Annotated in this window: 13 protein-coding genes and 1 pseudogene; 9 read left to right on the top strand and 5 right to left on the bottom strand. The window is 63.6% G+C overall.

The features are described 5' to 3' along the window. Position 1: 1 nt before the first annotated feature. Genes EHW12_RS14320 through EHW12_RS14330 form a run of 3 tightly spaced genes read left to right on the top strand, consistent with a single transcriptional unit; the run spans position 2 to position 3,464 of the window. Positions 2–835, top strand: a complete 834-nt coding sequence (locus tag EHW12_RS14320; RefSeq protein WP_125051031.1) for an urea amidolyase associated protein UAAP1 — start codon at positions 2–4, stop codon at positions 833–835. After that, positions 832–1,485, top strand: coding sequence for an urea amidolyase associated protein UAAP2 (locus EHW12_RS14325; protein WP_083057262.1), 654 nt, complete (start codon positions 832–834; stop codon positions 1,483–1,485). Before EHW12_RS14320 ends, EHW12_RS14325 begins: the two co-directional genes overlap by 4 nt. Further along, entirely contained in the window at positions 1,482–3,464 is a 1,983-nt protein-coding gene (locus EHW12_RS14330; RefSeq protein ID WP_083057260.1) for a 5-oxoprolinase/urea amidolyase family protein, read from the top strand. Before EHW12_RS14325 ends, EHW12_RS14330 begins: the two co-directional genes overlap by 4 nt. 115 nt (positions 3,465–3,579) lie before the next feature. Here EHW12_RS14330 and EHW12_RS14335 read toward each other — a convergent pair whose 3' ends face one another. From EHW12_RS14335 to EHW12_RS14350, 4 genes are read right to left on the bottom strand one after another with little or no spacing between them, the layout of a single operon-like run. Next, complete coding sequence (locus EHW12_RS14335) at positions 3,580–4,362, bottom strand: Fic family protein (RefSeq protein WP_064444562.1); 783 nt, start codon at positions 4,360–4,362, stop codon at positions 3,580–3,582. Next, a complete protein-coding gene (locus tag EHW12_RS14340; protein WP_238592722.1) occupies positions 4,359–5,792 on the bottom strand; it encodes a putative nucleotidyltransferase substrate binding domain-containing protein in 1,434 nt (477 codons plus the stop codon). Before EHW12_RS14340 ends, EHW12_RS14335 begins: the two co-directional genes overlap by 4 nt. A gap of 49 nt (positions 5,793–5,841) precedes the next feature. After that, positions 5,842–6,726, bottom strand: a complete 885-nt coding sequence (locus EHW12_RS14345) for a DUF5995 family protein (protein WP_081305406.1) — start codon at positions 6,724–6,726, stop codon at positions 5,842–5,844. Between the two features lie 53 nt (positions 6,727–6,779). Then, positions 6,780–7,145: a RidA family protein gene (locus tag EHW12_RS14350; protein WP_019748335.1), complete on the bottom strand. Its 366-nt coding sequence runs from the start codon at positions 7,143–7,145 to the stop codon at positions 6,780–6,782. 98 nt (positions 7,146–7,243) lie between these two features. Here EHW12_RS14350 and EHW12_RS14355 point away from each other — a divergent pair. From EHW12_RS14355 to EHW12_RS14370, 4 genes and pseudogenes are all read left to right on the top strand, one after another. Continuing rightward, positions 7,244–8,280 (top strand): annotated as a pseudogene (locus tag EHW12_RS14355) (Rv2578c family radical SAM protein). 37 nt (positions 8,281–8,317) lie between these two features. Further along, positions 8,318–9,742, top strand: coding sequence for a 3' terminal RNA ribose 2'-O-methyltransferase Hen1 (locus EHW12_RS14360; protein WP_125051033.1), 1,425 nt, complete (start codon positions 8,318–8,320; stop codon positions 9,740–9,742). Further along, a complete protein-coding gene (locus EHW12_RS14365; protein WP_125051035.1) occupies positions 9,739–12,282 on the top strand; it encodes a polynucleotide kinase-phosphatase in 2,544 nt (847 codons plus the stop codon). The genes EHW12_RS14360 and EHW12_RS14365 overlap by 4 nt, the downstream gene beginning before the upstream one ends. Before the next feature lie 36 nt (positions 12,283–12,318). Next, complete coding sequence (locus tag EHW12_RS14370; protein WP_125051037.1) at positions 12,319–12,987, top strand: class I SAM-dependent methyltransferase; 669 nt, start codon at positions 12,319–12,321, stop codon at positions 12,985–12,987. Here EHW12_RS14370 and EHW12_RS14375 read toward each other — a convergent pair. Continuing rightward, positions 12,948–14,177, bottom strand: a complete 1,230-nt coding sequence (locus EHW12_RS14375) for an MFS transporter (RefSeq protein ID WP_116056761.1) — start codon at positions 14,175–14,177, stop codon at positions 12,948–12,950. The two genes, EHW12_RS14370 and EHW12_RS14375, sit on opposite strands and share 40 nt — an antisense overlap. 70 nt (positions 14,178–14,247) lie before the next feature. On the opposite strand from EHW12_RS14375, the gene EHW12_RS14380 reads away from it, so the two are divergent. Both EHW12_RS14380 and EHW12_RS14385 read left to right on the top strand, forming a co-directional pair. Then, positions 14,248–15,303 (top strand): LacI family DNA-binding transcriptional regulator, encoded by a 1,056-nt coding sequence (locus EHW12_RS14380; RefSeq protein WP_228232709.1) that lies wholly within the window; start codon positions 14,248–14,250, stop codon positions 15,301–15,303. Next, positions 15,270–15,755 (top strand): hypothetical protein, encoded by a 486-nt coding sequence (locus EHW12_RS14385; protein WP_125051039.1) that lies wholly within the window; start codon positions 15,270–15,272, stop codon positions 15,753–15,755. Before EHW12_RS14380 ends, EHW12_RS14385 begins: the two co-directional genes overlap by 34 nt. Positions 15,756–15,841 lie beyond the last annotated feature (86 nt).

Raw genomic sequence — 15,841 nt, forward strand, 5'->3', positions numbered from 1 at the left:
CATGAGTACTCAGACCACCGCCGGAGCGCGCGAGCATGCCCGGTCTCAAGCTGGAACGATCACCGATTCCATGCCCGTATTGCCGGCAACGCGTTGGCCGAACCCACCCGAAGACGTCGCTCCCGAACGTCTGACCTGGGCTGAGACCGTGCCGGGTGGGCGGTACACGACCAAGGTTCTCGCACGTGGAACCCGATTGCGACTTCGCGACATCGCTGGCAGCGCCTGCGCAAACATCTTGCTCTATCGCGCCGACGCCCCCTGGGAGCGTCTCAACGTCGCCGATACCGTCAAGGTGCCATGGCAGGCCTATCTCGGCGTCGGGCACCCGTTGCTCTCTGATCAGGGGCGAGTACTTGCGACCGTGGTCGCAGACACGTCGGGTCACCACGACGCGTTCTGCGGAACGACGTCACGCGCCACCAACGAGGCGAAGTACGGGCAGGGTTCGCTGCACAGTGCCTCACCCGCCGGTCGTGAACTGTTCACCGTCGCTGCCGCGAAGAACGGGGTCGGGCCGCAGGACATCGCGCCTCCGTTGTCCTTCTTCCATGGTGTCCGCGTCGAGGCGGACGGCGCTCTCACCAGTACGGGTTCCGCCGGCGCCGGCGCGACGGTCGATCTTCTGATCCACCTGCCGGTCATCGTGATGATCGCCAACACCGCGCACCCACTCGATCCGGCGCCGCAGTTTCCCACCACGTCCCTCGAAGTGCTCGCGTGGAAGGCCGCCGACGAACTCGGCAGCCTTGACGATCTCGGGCCGGAATACCAACGCGCAGTGCTCAATACCGAAGATGCCTGGACGGCTTCGAACCTGGAGGAGACCGAATGACCACCACCTTGGATGTCCCCGCCCTCGTTCCCGGAACGGTGATCCTCGACGAGATCGCGGACGCATTCGGGCCGTGGTCCGCAGTTGTCCGCGCCGGTGACGTCCTGACCATCGTCGATCTACACGGAAATCAAGCCGTCGACACCCTCGTTTACGCCGGTGACGATCACAGCGTTCGGTATTCGGCAGCAGCGACGGTCACAGCCCAGAAGAACCTGTTTCTGTCCATAGGCTCCGTGCTCCGCAGTGACGACGGAACTCCACTCATGACCCTGGTCGCAGACGAGGTCGGAAACCACGACACCGTCGGCGGCGCGTGCTCACAGGAATCGAACACCCTGCGATACGGACACCACACCAAGCATCAGCACGCGTGCGTCGAGAACTTCCTCGTCGAGGGCGCAAAATGGGGGCTCGGTAAGCGGGACCTGGTGTCCAACATCAACTTCTTCATGAACGTCCCGGTCGACCCCGACGGCACACTCGGAATCGTCGACGGACTGTCGGCACCAGGCAAGCGGCTCGCGTTGCGTGCCGAACGTGACGTGCTCGTCCTCGTGTCCAACTGCCCGCAGATCAACAACCCGTGCAACGGCTTCGATCCCACGGCCGTCCGCATGATCGTCACACGGCCGGGAGCAGACGAATGAACGCAAAACTGACCATCGTGCGTCGCGGAATGCTGACGACGGTTCAGGACTATCCAGGACGCGTCGGATACTGGCAGATCGGAGTCCCACCATCGGGCCCGATGGACGACCTGTCGTTTCGGTTGGGAAACACCGCACTCGGAAACCCCGAAGGCGCCCCCGGCATCGAATGCGCGATGGCCGGACCTGCCATGACGTTCGACGAAGACACCACGGTCTGCATCACAGGTGCCCCGGTGTCGGTGACCGTCGACGGCGTCGTACACGGTCAGTGGCGTCCCGTTCTCGTCCCCGCTGGATCGGTGCTCGACGTCGGAACGGTCAGCGGCCCGGGACTGCGCATCTACGTACTCGTACAGGGCGGAATCGAGACCGACGACTATCTCGGCAGTGCGTCGACCTTCACCCTGGGCAGGTTCGGGGGACACGAAGGTAGGACTCTGCGGGCAGGAGACGTTCTCAAACTCGGACAGGCGACCGGGGTCGCGGGAGCTGTTCCCGCCGAGCATGTTCCGGCGATACACACGTGCTGGGAACTTGCGGTGACCGAGGGCCCGCACGGGGCGCCGGAGTTCTTCACCCGCTCCGACATCGACACGCTGTACGCGACCGAGTACGAGGTCCACTTCAACTCCGACCGCACCGGTGTCCGGTTGATAGGTCCGAAACCAGACTGGGCCAGAACCACCGGCGGCGAAGCCGGACTTCACCCTTCGAACATCCACGACAACGCGTATTCGATCGGTGCACTCGACTTCACCGGCGACACGCCCATCCTCCTCGGACCAGACGGACCGAGCCTCGGCGGCTTCGTCTGCCCGATCACGGTGGTGTCCGCTGATCGCTGGAAGCTCGGACAGTTGGCTCCAGGGAACAAGATTCGCTTCGTGCCGGTCCGCGCCGAACGGGCAGCCTCCCGGCGTGACCTCGGAGTATCGCGTCGAGCCTCCAATTCGGTTGTTCATTCCTCCGGTGGTGACGGCGACGACGGCGTCATAGCCCGTCGTGACGGCGACACCACGGTCACGTACCGGCGCTCAGGCGATGACAACGTGTTGGTCGAATACGGCGACATGAATCTCGACCTGGCGTTACGTGCGCGTGCTCATGCACTGCATCAGCGACTCGACGCCGAGAAGCCGGCCGGACTACTCGATCTCACCCCGGGAATCCGCAGCCTGCAGGTCCGCGTCGACCCGGACGTGCTGCCCGTCGGCAAACTGATGGGAATGCTCGCCGAGGCGGAGGACACCTTGCCGGCGGCCAACGAACTCGTTGTGCCCAGTCGCACTGTGCGGATGCCACTGTCGTGGGACGACCCGGCTACGCGCGAAGCGATCCAGCGGTACATGCACGGGGTTCGCGCCGACGCGCCCTGGTGCCCGTGGAACATCGAGTTCATCCGCCGGATGAACGGTCTCGAATCCGTGAACGACGTGTTCGACACCGTCTTCGGCGCCGAATACATGGTGCTCGGACTCGGTGACGTCTACCTCGGAGCGCCGGTCGCGACGCCGCTCGACCCACGTCATCGCCTTGTCACGACCAAGTACAACCCCGCCCGCACCTGGACCCCGGAAAACGCCGTCGGGATCGGTGGGGCGTACCTCTGCATCTACGGCATGGAAGGCCCGGGCGGGTACCAGTTCGTCGGACGTACGACGCAGGTGTGGAATCACCGCCACCCCGCGAAGTCCGGGCCGTTCGAGGAGGGCACTCCGTGGTTGCTGCGATTCTTCGACCGGATCTCCTGGTACCCCGTCGAGCCGGAAGAGTTGATGGATCTGCGCGCGGACACCGCCGCCGGCCGCGGCGGGGGCGTCGAGATCGAGGACGGCAGCTTCTCGCTGGCCGAGCATCAGGAGTTCCTCGCGTCGAACTCGCGCTCGATCGAGGAGTTCCGTGCGATGCAGTCCGTCGCGTTCGGGGCCGAGCGTCAGCGCTGGTCCGACGCAGGGGAGTTCGCGCTGCCCGGTTGATGGTCGAGTGAGCACCCTTTTCCTCGAGTGAGCACCGCTTCCAGAGTGTCGGAAGCGGTGCTCACTCAGCAGTAACGGTGTTCAGTCCGCCTGGAACGGGCAGCAGATGTTTGCGTCAGCGAGTCAGCGCGCGATTGAACAGATCGATGAACGGGCGAGGCGACGGGGTTCCGGTGGGCCGGAAAGGCGCAGAATCCCTCGACGCGGATACCCACTCGGTTCTGCTCACCCGCGACAAGTCGAGCTGATACCGGGTGTCCGCGGCGAGTCGGTGCAGGAAGAGGGTTCCGGTTCGCCCGTTTCCTTCCCGAAACGGGTGGGCATGATTGAGCGTCGAGTACACCGATGCGAGCGCGAACGACGCAGCGCCGTGATCGAGCGCTACCCAATCGACGGCGGCGATGATCTCTTCCACCTCGGACAGGTAGTTCCGAATCGCCGAGACCGGAGCAAACGTTGCCGCACCTTTCCTGATGTCGACGGTTCTGATGTGGCCGGCCCACTGGTACAGATCTTGGAAAACGTGCTGGTGAAGCAGGAGAAGTTCGGCTGTGTCTCGCGTGTGCTGTACGAGGTCGCTGCCGAGATGCGCCTCACCCAGGCGAAGCGCGGTCGCCGCGAACTCGAGTGATTGCAGTGCGGCGGGATCTCGTACGTCGAAATTGTTCTCGAGAACCGATGTACCGCGATAGACGTACGGCGCTGATCGTCGCCAGCGGATCCGCGGGGGAATCGCAGACGAGAGGCCGACGGCTCGCGCCAATTCCTGCTCGAAATACTCACGCCGAGAAAGCATCCCGATCATCACGGCCTCGAGTTCCGCGATCTGTTCATCGCTCGGATCCCAGCCTTCGAGGCGCTCCGCCGCCAGAACCTGTTCGAGCGCAGTGCGATTCACGGGTCGATGTCGGGTAGCGCCGACGCGGACGCGGCATATTCGAGTCGTCGTTGCACACCTGCGACCTCGCGCACTGCATTGCTCAGCAAGCTCCGCGAGAGCGGAGTGAGTTCGGAGATCACCACTTCGTCGGTCGGTGGCCGACCTGCCGCGAACTGATCGGTCTGGTGGCGGACACGAATCTGCTGCAACACCTCGAAAGATTCGATCAGTACCTGGGCGTCGTCGTCGAGTAGGAAACCGCTTCCCGCTGCAGCCTTGAGGCGTTCGAGTGTCGAACTCGTGCGGGCGCCCACGGAAATCCCCGCCCAACGAGCGATGTTCACGATCGGTTGGACGGCGCTGGCTTTGAGGTCGACGGTTCCGGTCCGACGCGTCATCACGTCCTTGAACGAATGGAGCTTTGCCTTGCCTCCGACGGCTTCGCGAAGGAGCAGTCGCATGACGGCCGGGTGCAGTCGCAGTTGATCCAACGCCGCAGGGCGAGGATCCAACGCCGGATCGCCCGCGACGACGCGGGCATCCGCCAGCATCGACAACATGACCAGGGCCTGGTCCTGGTACGGATTGGATACCCATTTCCGCAGCGCAGTGCGCCATTGTGGGAGCGTCCGAGCAAACCTGGCCTGGGTCGCGACGGCGTTCTTGGTGTCGCGAGGGAACCCGCAGAGATCGAGGATGTCGTGGATGGTCTTCGCGGCGTCGGCTCCCTCGTGATGAGATTCGCCGCCCCACACCAGCGCACTGTCGATATCCGAAGAGGGGAGCGCTTCACGCCTGGCGACGCTGCCGAGCGACAGCCACGCGAAATCCGGTCGCTCGTCTCCGCCCACCACCAATTCGATGGCTCGCCTGACCGTCACGTCGATCAGCACGGCCAGCGTCGCGCCGATGTCGAGCGGAGAGACCCGTGACGCCACCAATTCCGTCACCAGAACAGGGACCGCGCGGGCTGTTTCGACGAGGTGGGCGTCATCCTGTGCTGTGGCGAGCGCTGCGCGCAGTTCGAAACCCTGATTGGTGGCCGAAGTCAGGAGGTCGCTGAGTTCGAGCACACCCATCAGTGCGCCTGCCTCGGTCACGACCGGGAGATGGCGCAATCCGTACTCGAGCATGTCGGTCACGGCGTCGGCGCCCAATCGATCCGGATCGACTGTCACTGCTGACGGCGTCATCACCGTTGATACCGGCTGATTGCTGTCGATACCACCAACTACCACACGAGCACGTAGGTCACCTTCGGTGAAGATTCCGAAACCGGTTGTCTCCGTCGGGATCACAACAGCGCGGCGGCCCGCGTCGGTCATCAACTTCGCGGCCTCGCGGATGGTTGCTCGGCCATCGCAGACAATTGCGGGCCCGCGCAACAGGTCTCGCACCCGGCGCATGGCGGGACTCTGCATGCCTTGCCCCGTCGAGTGCCCCGTCATGGGGTCATTGTCGCAGGTGTGTCCGGTTCAGGCAGCGGAGGGTGAGATGTCAGAGACCACCGAGTCGCGAGAGTACGTCGAGAGCGGAATCTGTAGTACGCCAGAGTGCGTCGATCTCCTGTTCTGCGCCCGGACGTGTCTGCGGATTCTGGAGGGCGAATCCGTTGGCCAGCGTGATGGTGTTGTATCCGCTGTCGGCGGCGCGGAGCAGCAGTTCCGAGGGCTGCGAGTTTCCGGCCAATCGGTCGAGTCCTTCGCCGACGAAGTAGAACCGCCAGAGCGGCCCCAGATCGGCGTCGTACTCGGCCTTGGTGAGGGTCACGATCGAACCACCCTTGACGGCAATGGAATCGACGATCTTGTAAAAATCGGGGACATCCTCCGCAGTGGTTCCGGACGTGGCGACGGCGTGAGCGAGGTCGACGGTGAGATGCGCGTTGTAGCCGGCCATGGCGACCCGTGCTGGACTGGCGTCGCACTGACGTGTCAGGGCGAAGTAGTTGCTCCACGCCGGATCGGTGGGAGTACCGGTGAACTCCGCATGGACGTTCACCAGGTACCTGCGCAGCAATTCGAAGCTGACGGAATGGGCCCACTCGTCATCGGCGAAGGCCGCAGGGTCTCGCTGCAGCGGCATCACCGCCTCGTGTTCGACAGCGTCGAGGCCGATGGAGAACAAGCCTCGCCAATCGTGGTGTGAGACGAGGATCGACGTGATCTCACGATGACGTTCGACAGCGGTCTCGAGCCGAGGCAGTCCGGCACCGTTCAGGGTCGTGACGTCGCTGAGTTCGGCAATCCGGCCCACCTCGGCATTGCTCAACTGGCTGCCGCAAGCCGTCGAAAGACTCTCGCCCGGTTCTGCGAGTGCAGAACCGGGCGAGAGGAAAGCGGCGGTGATGCCGAGCGCGAGCGTCAACGGATACAGCCGCATCGGTTTCATCGGCTCAGACTAGGCGCCCATTTCACAAATGTCCGGATTGGCGATCAGCTGAGAACCGCGTCGGCCTCGATCTCGATGAGCAGAGCGGGGTCGATCAGCGAGCTGACCTCGAGGATCGTCGTGGCGGGACGAATCTCGCCGAACACTTCACCGTGCGCGAGAGCGGCCTGCTCCCACTGCGTCATGTCGCGCAGGTACATGCGAGTGCGGATGACGTCGTCGAGCGAGGCGCCGGCCTCGGCAAGTGCTGCCTTGATAGTTTCGAGCGCTGCGCGGGTCTGATCTGTGAGGGTCTCACCAGGAGCGGTGGTGCCGGAGACTGCGATCTGGTTACCGATGCGCACGGCACGGGAGTAACCGATCTTGGGTTCCCATTCGGAACCGGACGAAATATTGATTCTGTTCGACATGCACCGAATTCTGCCAACAACTTCCCGGCCGTGGTGAGGCACGGTCAGGTATTCGCTCCATCTTGACATACCTTAGAACAAGTGTTCGACTTGGGGCCATGAGGTGGTCGGGTCAGGCATTGGATGCAGATGACGGAGCGCTACCCGGACTCGAACGAGCCGGGTTGGTTCGCTCCGTGCAGACTCCCGAGTTCGAGGGAATCACGTTTCACGAGGTGCTCTGCAAGAGCGCGCTCAACAAGATGCCCGAAGAGTCGACGTTGCCGTTCAGCTTCACCGTCAACGCTTTTCGTGGTTGCTCGCACGCATGCCGATATTGTTTCGCGAGACCGAGTCACGAGTATCTCGACCTCGACGCCGGCGCGGATTTCGATTCCCAAGTGGTCGTGAAGACGAACATTGCCGCGGTGCTCCGCAAAGAGTTGGCGCGAAAGTCCTGGAAACGGGAGGCGGTGGCACTGGGTACCAACACCGATCCCTATCAGCGAGCCGAGGGCCGATACCGCTTGATGCCCGGCATTATTCGCGCGTTGACCGAATCCGGAACTCCCTTCTCGATCCTGACGAAGGGAACTCTGCTCCGACGGGACCTGCCGCTGTTGAAAATGGCGGCAGCGCAGGTCGACGTCGGAATCGGTGTGTCGTTGGCGATCAACGACGCTGCACTTCAGAAGCAGATCGAGCCTGGTACCCCGTCGCCGCGGGCGCGTCTCGAGATGATCCGCGCCATCACCGACGCGGGATTCTCGTGCAATGTCATGGTGGCGCCGGTCATTCCGTTCCTCACCGATTCCACCAGCCATCTCGACGGGCTGTTCGAGGCACTGTCCGAAGCCGGTGCGACGAGTGTGACGGTCTTCCCGATGCACCTGCGGGGGAGTACTCGGGTTGGTTCATGAATTGGCTTGCTCAGGAACATCCGGCGCTCATCCGTCGCTACCGCGAGCTGTACGGGCGGGGCGCGTATGTCACTCCCGAATACAAGCGTTGGCTCGCAAGCCGTGTCGAGCCATTGGTCGAGCGCCATGGGTTGGGTGGTCGTTCGGAGCATCGAGACGTCAGTGCAGCTGGCAGTGAGCCGCGTGAGGCGCCCCGGGAACTGGTGGGTGCGGGAGCAGCTCTCACTTTGTTCTGACGGCCGCGGGCGCGTAAATCGGAGGCGCCCCGGACGTTTGCCGGGCTACATTCGCCTGGTGCTACTCACACTGACGTCCACCCCGACCCCGCAGACTCCTGATGCGACCGCGTTGAGCTACCTGCTGCACAAACATCCCGACCGCGTGCAAAGCTTCGACTTGGCGATCGGCACCGCCACGGTTCTGTACCCGGAGGCCTCAGCCGAAAAGACCACGGTGGCAGTGATTGTGGACGTCGACCCCATCGAACTTGTGCAGAGTAGGTATCGACGCGGCAAGAGTGGCGACAACTTTTCGCTGGGTGAGTATGTCAATGATCGGCCGTATGCGGCGTCGTCCATACTCTCGGTTGCTCTGTCGAAGCTGTTTCGCACCGCGTTGACGGGAACGTGCAAGTCGCACCCGGAACTCGTTGGAACCGAACTCGCGTTGACCGTCTCGATTCCGGTGGTTCCGTGTGGCGGCGATGCGGAATTGCCTCGTCGGTTGTTCGAGCCGCTGGGCTGGGATGTGACCGCGATACCGGTGCAGCTTGATCCGCACCTGCCGACGTGGGGAAACTCCGACTTCGTGTCGTTGACGCTCACCGGGGAACACACGGTGCAGAGTGCCCTTCGGCACCTCTACGTGCTGTTGCCGGTCCTCGACGACGTGAAGCACTACTGGGTGGGACCCGACGAGGCAGACAAGTTGATCCGCGTCGCTGGAGAGTGGTTGGCGTCGCATCCGGATTCCGCGCTGATCATGTCCCGCTACCTGGCGCGTCGACGCGACCTGGTCGAATCGGTGGTCGATCGACTGATTCCCGACCAAGCAGAGGCGCAGATCGAAGTACCGCGACCGGATCCGCCGCTGGCACGGCTTCGCGTCGACGCAGTTTTGGCGACACTTCAGCGACTGCACGTCAGAACGATTGTCGACATCGGTTGCGGCGAAGGCAAACTGATCGAGGTGCTGATGCCGCACGCTCAATTCGACAAACTTGTCGGCGTCGATGTGAGCGCGCGCGAACTGACACGGGCGCAACGCAGATTGAAGTTCACCGAAATGTCCGACGCCCAACGTGAACGTGTGTCTTTGATGCAGTCGTCCGCGACGTACCGCGACGCACGCTTGAAAGGCTTCGACGCAGCCGTGCTGATGGAGGTGGTCGAGCACGTCGACACGGCGCGCCTGCCGGCGCTGGTCAGATCGGCCTTCGTGGACGCAGCACCGCAGTATGTGCTGCTGACTACTCCGAATGCCGACTACAACGTGCTGTATCCGGCATTGGCCGCGGGAGAGTTCAGGCACCCCGATCACAGGTTCGAGTTCTCCCGAACCCAATTCCGCGACTGGGCAACCGAAACGGCCCGAGTCCACGGCTATTGCGTGGAGTTCGAATTTATCGGAGCAATTGATCCGGTCCTTGGCGGGCCGACACAGATGGCAATCTTCACGAAGGAGGCACGAACGTCATGACGGTGTACGAGATTCCAGATCTCGCCCTGGTAGTACTCATCGGCGTCAGTGGCTCGGGAAAGTCGACCTTTGCAGCGCGCCACTTCGGTGAGTACGAAACCCTCTCGAGTGACACATTCAGAGGGTGGGTCAGTGATGATCCGAACTCACAGGAGTCGACGTCCGATGCTTTCGAAGTGCTGGAGTTCGTCGCGGCCAAGCGTTTGCGACGCGGACGCCTCACGGTGGTCGACGCGACCAACGTCCAGCCCGCCGCGCGCAAGCGACTCGTCGCGTTGGCTCGCGAGCACGACATACTGCCGGTGGCAGTCGTGCTCGATGTTCCGGAATCGGTCTGTTCTGCACGAAACGACGCACGCTCTGACCGGACGTTCGGACGCGACGTGATTCGCCGCCAGCACCAACAGCTGACTCGCTCGCTCCGCGGGCTGGGTAAGGAAGGTTTCCGTTCGGTTCACATCCTCAGAGGTGAGGACGCGGTTTCCGAAGCCACATTCTTGCGCCACCCGCTCCGCAGCGATCTGCGTGTCGAGCGTGGTCCGTTCGACGTCATCGGTGACATCCACGGATGTCGAAGCGAGCTCGAGACGCTCCTCGTGAAACTCGGCTACACCGTCGACTACGGGACGGACGGCAGAGCTGTCGATGCGGTGCCGCCGGAAGGGCGAACTGCCGTCTTCCTCGGTGACTACGTGGATCGAGGACCGGATTCGGTCGGTGTGCTGCGTCTGGTCATGGGGATGGTCGCGGCGGGACATGCGATAGCGGTTCCGGGTAACCACGAGAACAAACTCGTCAAGGCCTTGCGCGGTAAGAAGGTCACGGCCAGTCACGGACTCGCCGAGACCCTCGAGCAGATGGCCACCGAGTCGGCGGAGTTCCGCGAAAGCGTCGTCGACTTCTGTGACGGCCTCGTCGCGCACCTCGTCCTGGACGACGGCAAACTCGTTGTCGCGCACGCCGGTCTCAAGGAGGACTACCACAACAGGGCATCCGGTCGAGTCCGGAGCTTTGCGCTCTACGGTGAAACTACCGGTGAGACGGACGAATTCGGCTTACCCGTTCGATACCCGTGGGCGCAGGACTACCGAGGATCAGCGACGGTCCTCTACGGTCACACGCCGGTGCACGAGGTGGAATGGATCAACAACACCGCGTGCCTCGACACCGGGTGCGTCTTCGGTGGATCCCTCACCGCCCTTCGATACCCGGAACGAGAGATCGTGTCGGTTCCGGCGGAGCAGGTTTGGTACGAGCCGGTGGTACCGCTGGCACCGCCGACTCGTGATCCGGATGTGCTCGATCTCGCCGACGTCCTCGAAACGACCGGCGTCGACACCGAACTGCGCGGTCGAGTGTCCGTTCGCACCGACAACGCTGCCGGCGCCTTGGAAGTGATGAGCCGATTCGCGGTCGCGCCGCAATGGCTGCGGTACCTACCGCCGACCACGGCGCCCTGCGCGAGCGCCCAATCCGATGACTATCTGGAACACCCGTCGACCGCGTTCGACGCATACCGGGCCGGCGGAATCGGAACAGTGATCTGCGAAGAGAAGCACATGGGTTCGCGGGCAGTGGTGCTCGTGTGCCGTGATCGATCGGTTGCTCAGTCCCGCTTCGACGCACCGGATGCGCTCACCGGGATGGTGCACACCCGCACCGGCCGCCAGTTCTTCGACGACGACCTGACTCAGCAGTTGATCGACGACATCGCCGCCGCAGTCACCTCCGCTGGGTTGTGGGAAGAGCTGGGCACCGACTGGCTGCTCCTCGACTGCGAACTGTTGCCGTGGAACGTCAAAGCGGAAGGTCTGCTGCGCTCGCAGTACGCGTCGGTCGCGGCGGCCGGGCGATCAGACCTCACAGCTCGCGAGGCCGTGTTGGCGCGGGCCGGGTCGCGGGGCCTGGACGTGGCGGAGATGTTCGAACAGACAACTGTTCGGGCCGCCAGTATCGAGCGCTTCGGCGAGGCGTACCGACGGTACGTGTGGCCGACGAACGGACTGGACGGCGTCACCATCGCGCCGTTCCAGATTCTGGCGGCCGAGGGCCAGTCGTACGGGGAACGGGATCACGAATGGCACCTCGGTATTTCGGACCGCCTGGCCGCGGCCGACCCGAGTCGATTTACCACTACACGTCGCCTGGTGGTCGATCTCGGTTCCGAGGACTCGGTGTTCGAAGCGACGAAGTGGTGGGAGTCGCTCACCGGCGACGGTGGTGAGGGGATGGTCGTCAAACCGCTGGCGAATCAGATTCACGGACCGCGGGGGTACAACGCGAAGGTTCAGCCGGGGATCAAGGTCCGCGGCCGGGAGTACCTGCGATTGATCTACGGTGCCGACTACCTCGAACCGTCGACGCTTGCGAGATTGCGTAACCGCAACCTCGGACACAAGCAGTCGATGGCGCTGCGCGAGTACGCGCTCGGCATGGAGGCGGTATCCAGGCTCGTCGACCGTGAACCTTTGTGGCGAGCGCACCAGGCCGTGTTCGCGGTGCTGGCTCTCGAATCGGAGCCGGTCGACCCGCGGTTGTGACGGCCGGTGCGCAGGCTCGGATTGATACCGTCGGGTATGGGTGTGATTGCTCGCGTGGACGGTTTCAACCGACGCCATCCGTGGAGTCACAACGATTACTACGGCCGGTGGGTTCTACGTAATCTGCGCGGGGTCAGGTCCGGTCGCGCTCTCGACGTGGGGTGCGGGACGGGCAATCTGATCGACCTCTTGCGTCGGCGGTTCGACGTGGTGGTCGGTGTGGAACCCGACCCGACAACCTCGGCCGCCGTGCGCGCAAGGTTTGTCGACGACGAGAACGTGATCATCGACGCGCAGCGGATCGAGGACTTTGCATCCGAGGCGAAGTACGACGCGATCACAGTCGTCGCAGCGTTGCATCATCTTCCACTCGAAGAATCGATGAAGCAGCTGAGTAGCCTGCTCGAACCGGGCGGGCGGCTCGTCGTGGTCGGGTGTTATCGGTCGACCACACCCACCGACGCACTCCTGTCGGTGTTGGCGACCGTGTGCAATCCCGTCGTCGGCGTCGTCAAGCATCGACGGGTTGCCTCCGAGCCACTGAAGGCGATGACAGCTCCCACCGCGGAACCGGGGGAGTCGATGGCTGACGTCCGGCGCGCGGCCGCGTTGTGTCTGCCAGGTAGCCGGATCAGGAGACGACTGTTCTGGCGATACACCCTGATCTACGACGAGAGTCCGGCCGGCGCGTCGGTGGGGGAGTGAGTAGACCGTTCCGGTTCCTGGGGAAACGCGCGTCGGCCGAACCCGACTATCGCCAACGAAGCGATCATCAGAGCGACCCCGATGCCCGCCAGATGTGAGAGCCCGCCACTGTCGACGACGGCCGCACCGAGCAGAGCGCCCGTTGCAATCGCGATCTGGAACACGACGACGTAGATGGCCGAGGCACGGTCGGTCCCGATCGGAACGGCGCGCAGAACCGAGGACTGGAGGCAGATCGGAACGGTGGTGAACGCCGCACCCCACAAGATCGTGGCGACAACTGCGAACGCTCCCATCGACGGCGCCAAGAGCCAGAACATGGCCAGCGCGCCTGCCACTGTCGCGATCGAGATGAGCGTGAAGAGACGCGGTCGGCGGTCGTAGTACTTGCCGGCGACCCACACTCCGACGGCGCCGGCGGCGCCGTAGACCAGAAGCATCGCGGTACGGATGCCACCGGACGAGCCGAGGCTTTCCTCCACCAGAAGTGTGAAGAACGTGTACGAAGCGAATTGCCCCAGGGCGGCAAACAGCGTTGCCGCGCAGATGACGGCGAGTGCCCGTTTCATCGCCGGTGTCGGCTTCGGTTTGTCTGGCTTACTCCGATGGTGTTGATCGACCGGCATTTCTGGCAACGCACGATGCAGTGAGAAAGCAATGCCCACTGCCACCACACCGATTGCCGCCGACGCGGTCCGCCAACCCCAGGACTGGCCGATCGCCGAAGACAGGGGACCTCCGAGAACAAATGCGAGAGACGTACCGGCATACACCATCGCGATTGCCTTGCCCTGTTGTCCGCGCGGAACCAGAGTGGCTGCGACCGGTGCAACGACAGCCCAGAACACTCCGTGCGTCGCAGCGCAGAGCAATCGTCCGATCACCAGCATCGGATAGTTGACGGCCAATGCTGCGACCAGTTGCGACACCGCGAGGGTGGCCACCGTCAGAACGACGACGCGTCGTCGCGGCCAGGTTTTGACCGCTCCAATCAGCGGAAGCGTCAAGACCGCGACACCGTATGCGTAGAAGGTCAGCAGTAGGCCGACACGCCCTTCGGTGACGTCGAGGTCCGTTGAGACTTCGCTGAGCAGTCCGACGGGGAGCATTTCGGCCGTCACGTAGGCGAAGGCTGCTCCGGCCAGTGTCATCAGCCGTAGCGTGGTTGCCTTCGGCAGTCGAGCACTCATGTTGTGTAACGATACATGTATCGATACACGCCTGCGCAATGGATATTTTTCACTCGCTATGCTGATGCTCATGGCCATACGTGCGCAGCGTTCGAGTCGTCCGACGATGGCCGACGTCGCCAAGGCCGCAGGCGTGTCGGTGATGTCGGTGTCGTACTCCTTCGCGCAGCCCGAGCGCGTGTCTGAATCAACGCGGGCCAAGGTGTTCGCCGCCGCCGAAGAGCTCGAGTACGCGGGCCCGAACCGGGCGGCGCAGTCCTTGCGGAGCGGGAAATTCAACAACATCGCGGTCGTCTTCAGCGAGAAGCTGACGTACGCCTTCGAAGACGCAGTAGCTCGGCGATTCCTCTCGGGAGTCGCCGAAGCGTGCCTGGATGCGAACGCCGGGCTGATGATGCTGCCGAACTCGGGGAAACCGGGAGACGTCGACAGAGTTCGCGACGCGGCAGTAGACGGTTTTGTCGTCTGGACCACCGTCTTCGACGATCCCATCCTCGACGCGATTGTCGGCACCGGAAAACCCGCATGCATCCAGGGTGGTCCGTTGCACGAGGGTGTGGATCTCGTCGGGATGGACGATGTCGCCGGCGCCGTCGCGATCGCGGCAGTCGGGTTGTCGGGGGCGCAGCGGCCCGCGGTGATCAGCCTTCCGTGGGATCGTGAGCGTCGGTCCGAGATTCGGATGGACGTGGATCCAGGTGAAGCGTTCTTTCCGGTGTCCCGCCATCGGCTCGAGGGCTACGAGCGCGCCGTCCGCGACGCGGGCCTCGATTGGCCCTCGGTGCGGGTAGGGGTCGTCACTGTCAACGAGCGGAGCGAGGGTGCGCGGATGGCTCGGTCCCTGCTCGACGTTCCCGAGAGCCGAAGGCCCGATGTCATCTTGGCGATGAGTGACGAACTGGCTCTGGGGGTTCTGGACGCGATCCGTGAACTCGGCCTCGCGCTGCCCGACGATGTCGCAGTCGTCGGATGGGACGACACAACAGCCGCATCGGACGCCGGCCTGACGACGGTTCGCCAGTCCCTGTTCGATCAAGGGCGCAATGCAGCTCGCGTGGTTCTCGGGCTGGACGATGCGGTGGAGCCGGTCGAGTGGTCGGTGCGTCGGCGAACTTCGACGCGATGATCACGCCGGTAGTCATCGACGGTCTGCGTCTTCGGTGGTTTGTCCCTCCAGAATTGGGGGAGACCGTCCGGTGGGGACTCTCCTGGAATGTCGACAACCCGCGCCGGTGGGCGGTTGCCGAGGTCGCGGGTGCATTGCACCTACTTGCCGGAACTCCTCGTGACGACCCAAACGCGCGTCAGGCGTGGATAGACTTCGGCGCAGATGCCGCCACGACCGGGGTAGTTCGGCGCCTGCGGCTCATGTCGATGGAGTCCGACATGCTGCCCGACCCGAAGTTTCCGCACGGCCCGAACTGGGGTTGGGCTACGAGGCAATTCGTGCCTGGCTCCGAGCGCTTCTACGAGTTGGCGCGTGCACCTCGTGCGTTGCGCTCGTACCAGCTGACCGATCGTGAATACGGGCCGCGGCGCGAGGACTTCCTCCTGGTCGACCTCGAGACGGCTGCTTGATCGTTGGGACCTGACACCGTTTTCATTCAGTGGACACAGACTCCAGCTGACCGGAACCAGTGTCTGCTCAACGAAACCGGTGCCAG

The sequence above is a fragment of the Rhodococcus sp. NJ-530 genome (assembly GCF_003860625.1).
Taxonomy (GTDB): domain Bacteria; phylum Actinomycetota; class Actinomycetes; order Mycobacteriales; family Mycobacteriaceae; genus Rhodococcus_F; species Rhodococcus_F qingshengii.

Excerpts from the sequence above, each read along its gene's own strand:
- EHW12_RS14370 (WP_125051037.1), top strand. The coding sequence starts at position 12,319 with ATGGGTGTGATTGCTCGCGTGGACGGTTTCAACCGACGCCATCCGTGG.
- EHW12_RS14325 (WP_083057262.1), top strand. The coding sequence starts at position 832 with ATGACCACCACCTTGGATGTCCCCGCCCTCGTTCCCGGAACGGTGATC.
- EHW12_RS14350 (WP_019748335.1), bottom strand. The coding sequence starts at position 7,145 with ATGTCGAACAGAATCAATATTTCGTCCGGTTCCGAATGGGAACCCAAG.
- EHW12_RS14380 (WP_228232709.1), top strand. The coding sequence starts at position 14,248 with ATGGCCATACGTGCGCAGCGTTCGAGTCGTCCGACGATGGCCGACGTC.
- EHW12_RS14340 (WP_238592722.1), bottom strand. The coding sequence starts at position 5,792 with ATGACGGGGCACTCGACGGGGCAAGGCATGCAGAGTCCCGCCATGCGC.
- EHW12_RS14375 (WP_116056761.1), bottom strand. The coding sequence starts at position 14,177 with ATGAGTGCTCGACTGCCGAAGGCAACCACGCTACGGCTGATGACACTG.
- EHW12_RS14345 (WP_081305406.1), bottom strand. The coding sequence starts at position 6,726 with ATGCGGCTGTATCCGTTGACGCTCGCGCTCGGCATCACCGCCGCTTTC.
- EHW12_RS14320 (WP_125051031.1), top strand. The coding sequence starts at position 2 with ATGAGTACTCAGACCACCGCCGGAGCGCGCGAGCATGCCCGGTCTCAA.
- EHW12_RS14330 (WP_083057260.1), top strand. The coding sequence starts at position 1,482 with ATGAACGCAAAACTGACCATCGTGCGTCGCGGAATGCTGACGACGGTT.
- EHW12_RS14365 (WP_125051035.1), top strand. The coding sequence starts at position 9,739 with ATGACGGTGTACGAGATTCCAGATCTCGCCCTGGTAGTACTCATCGGC.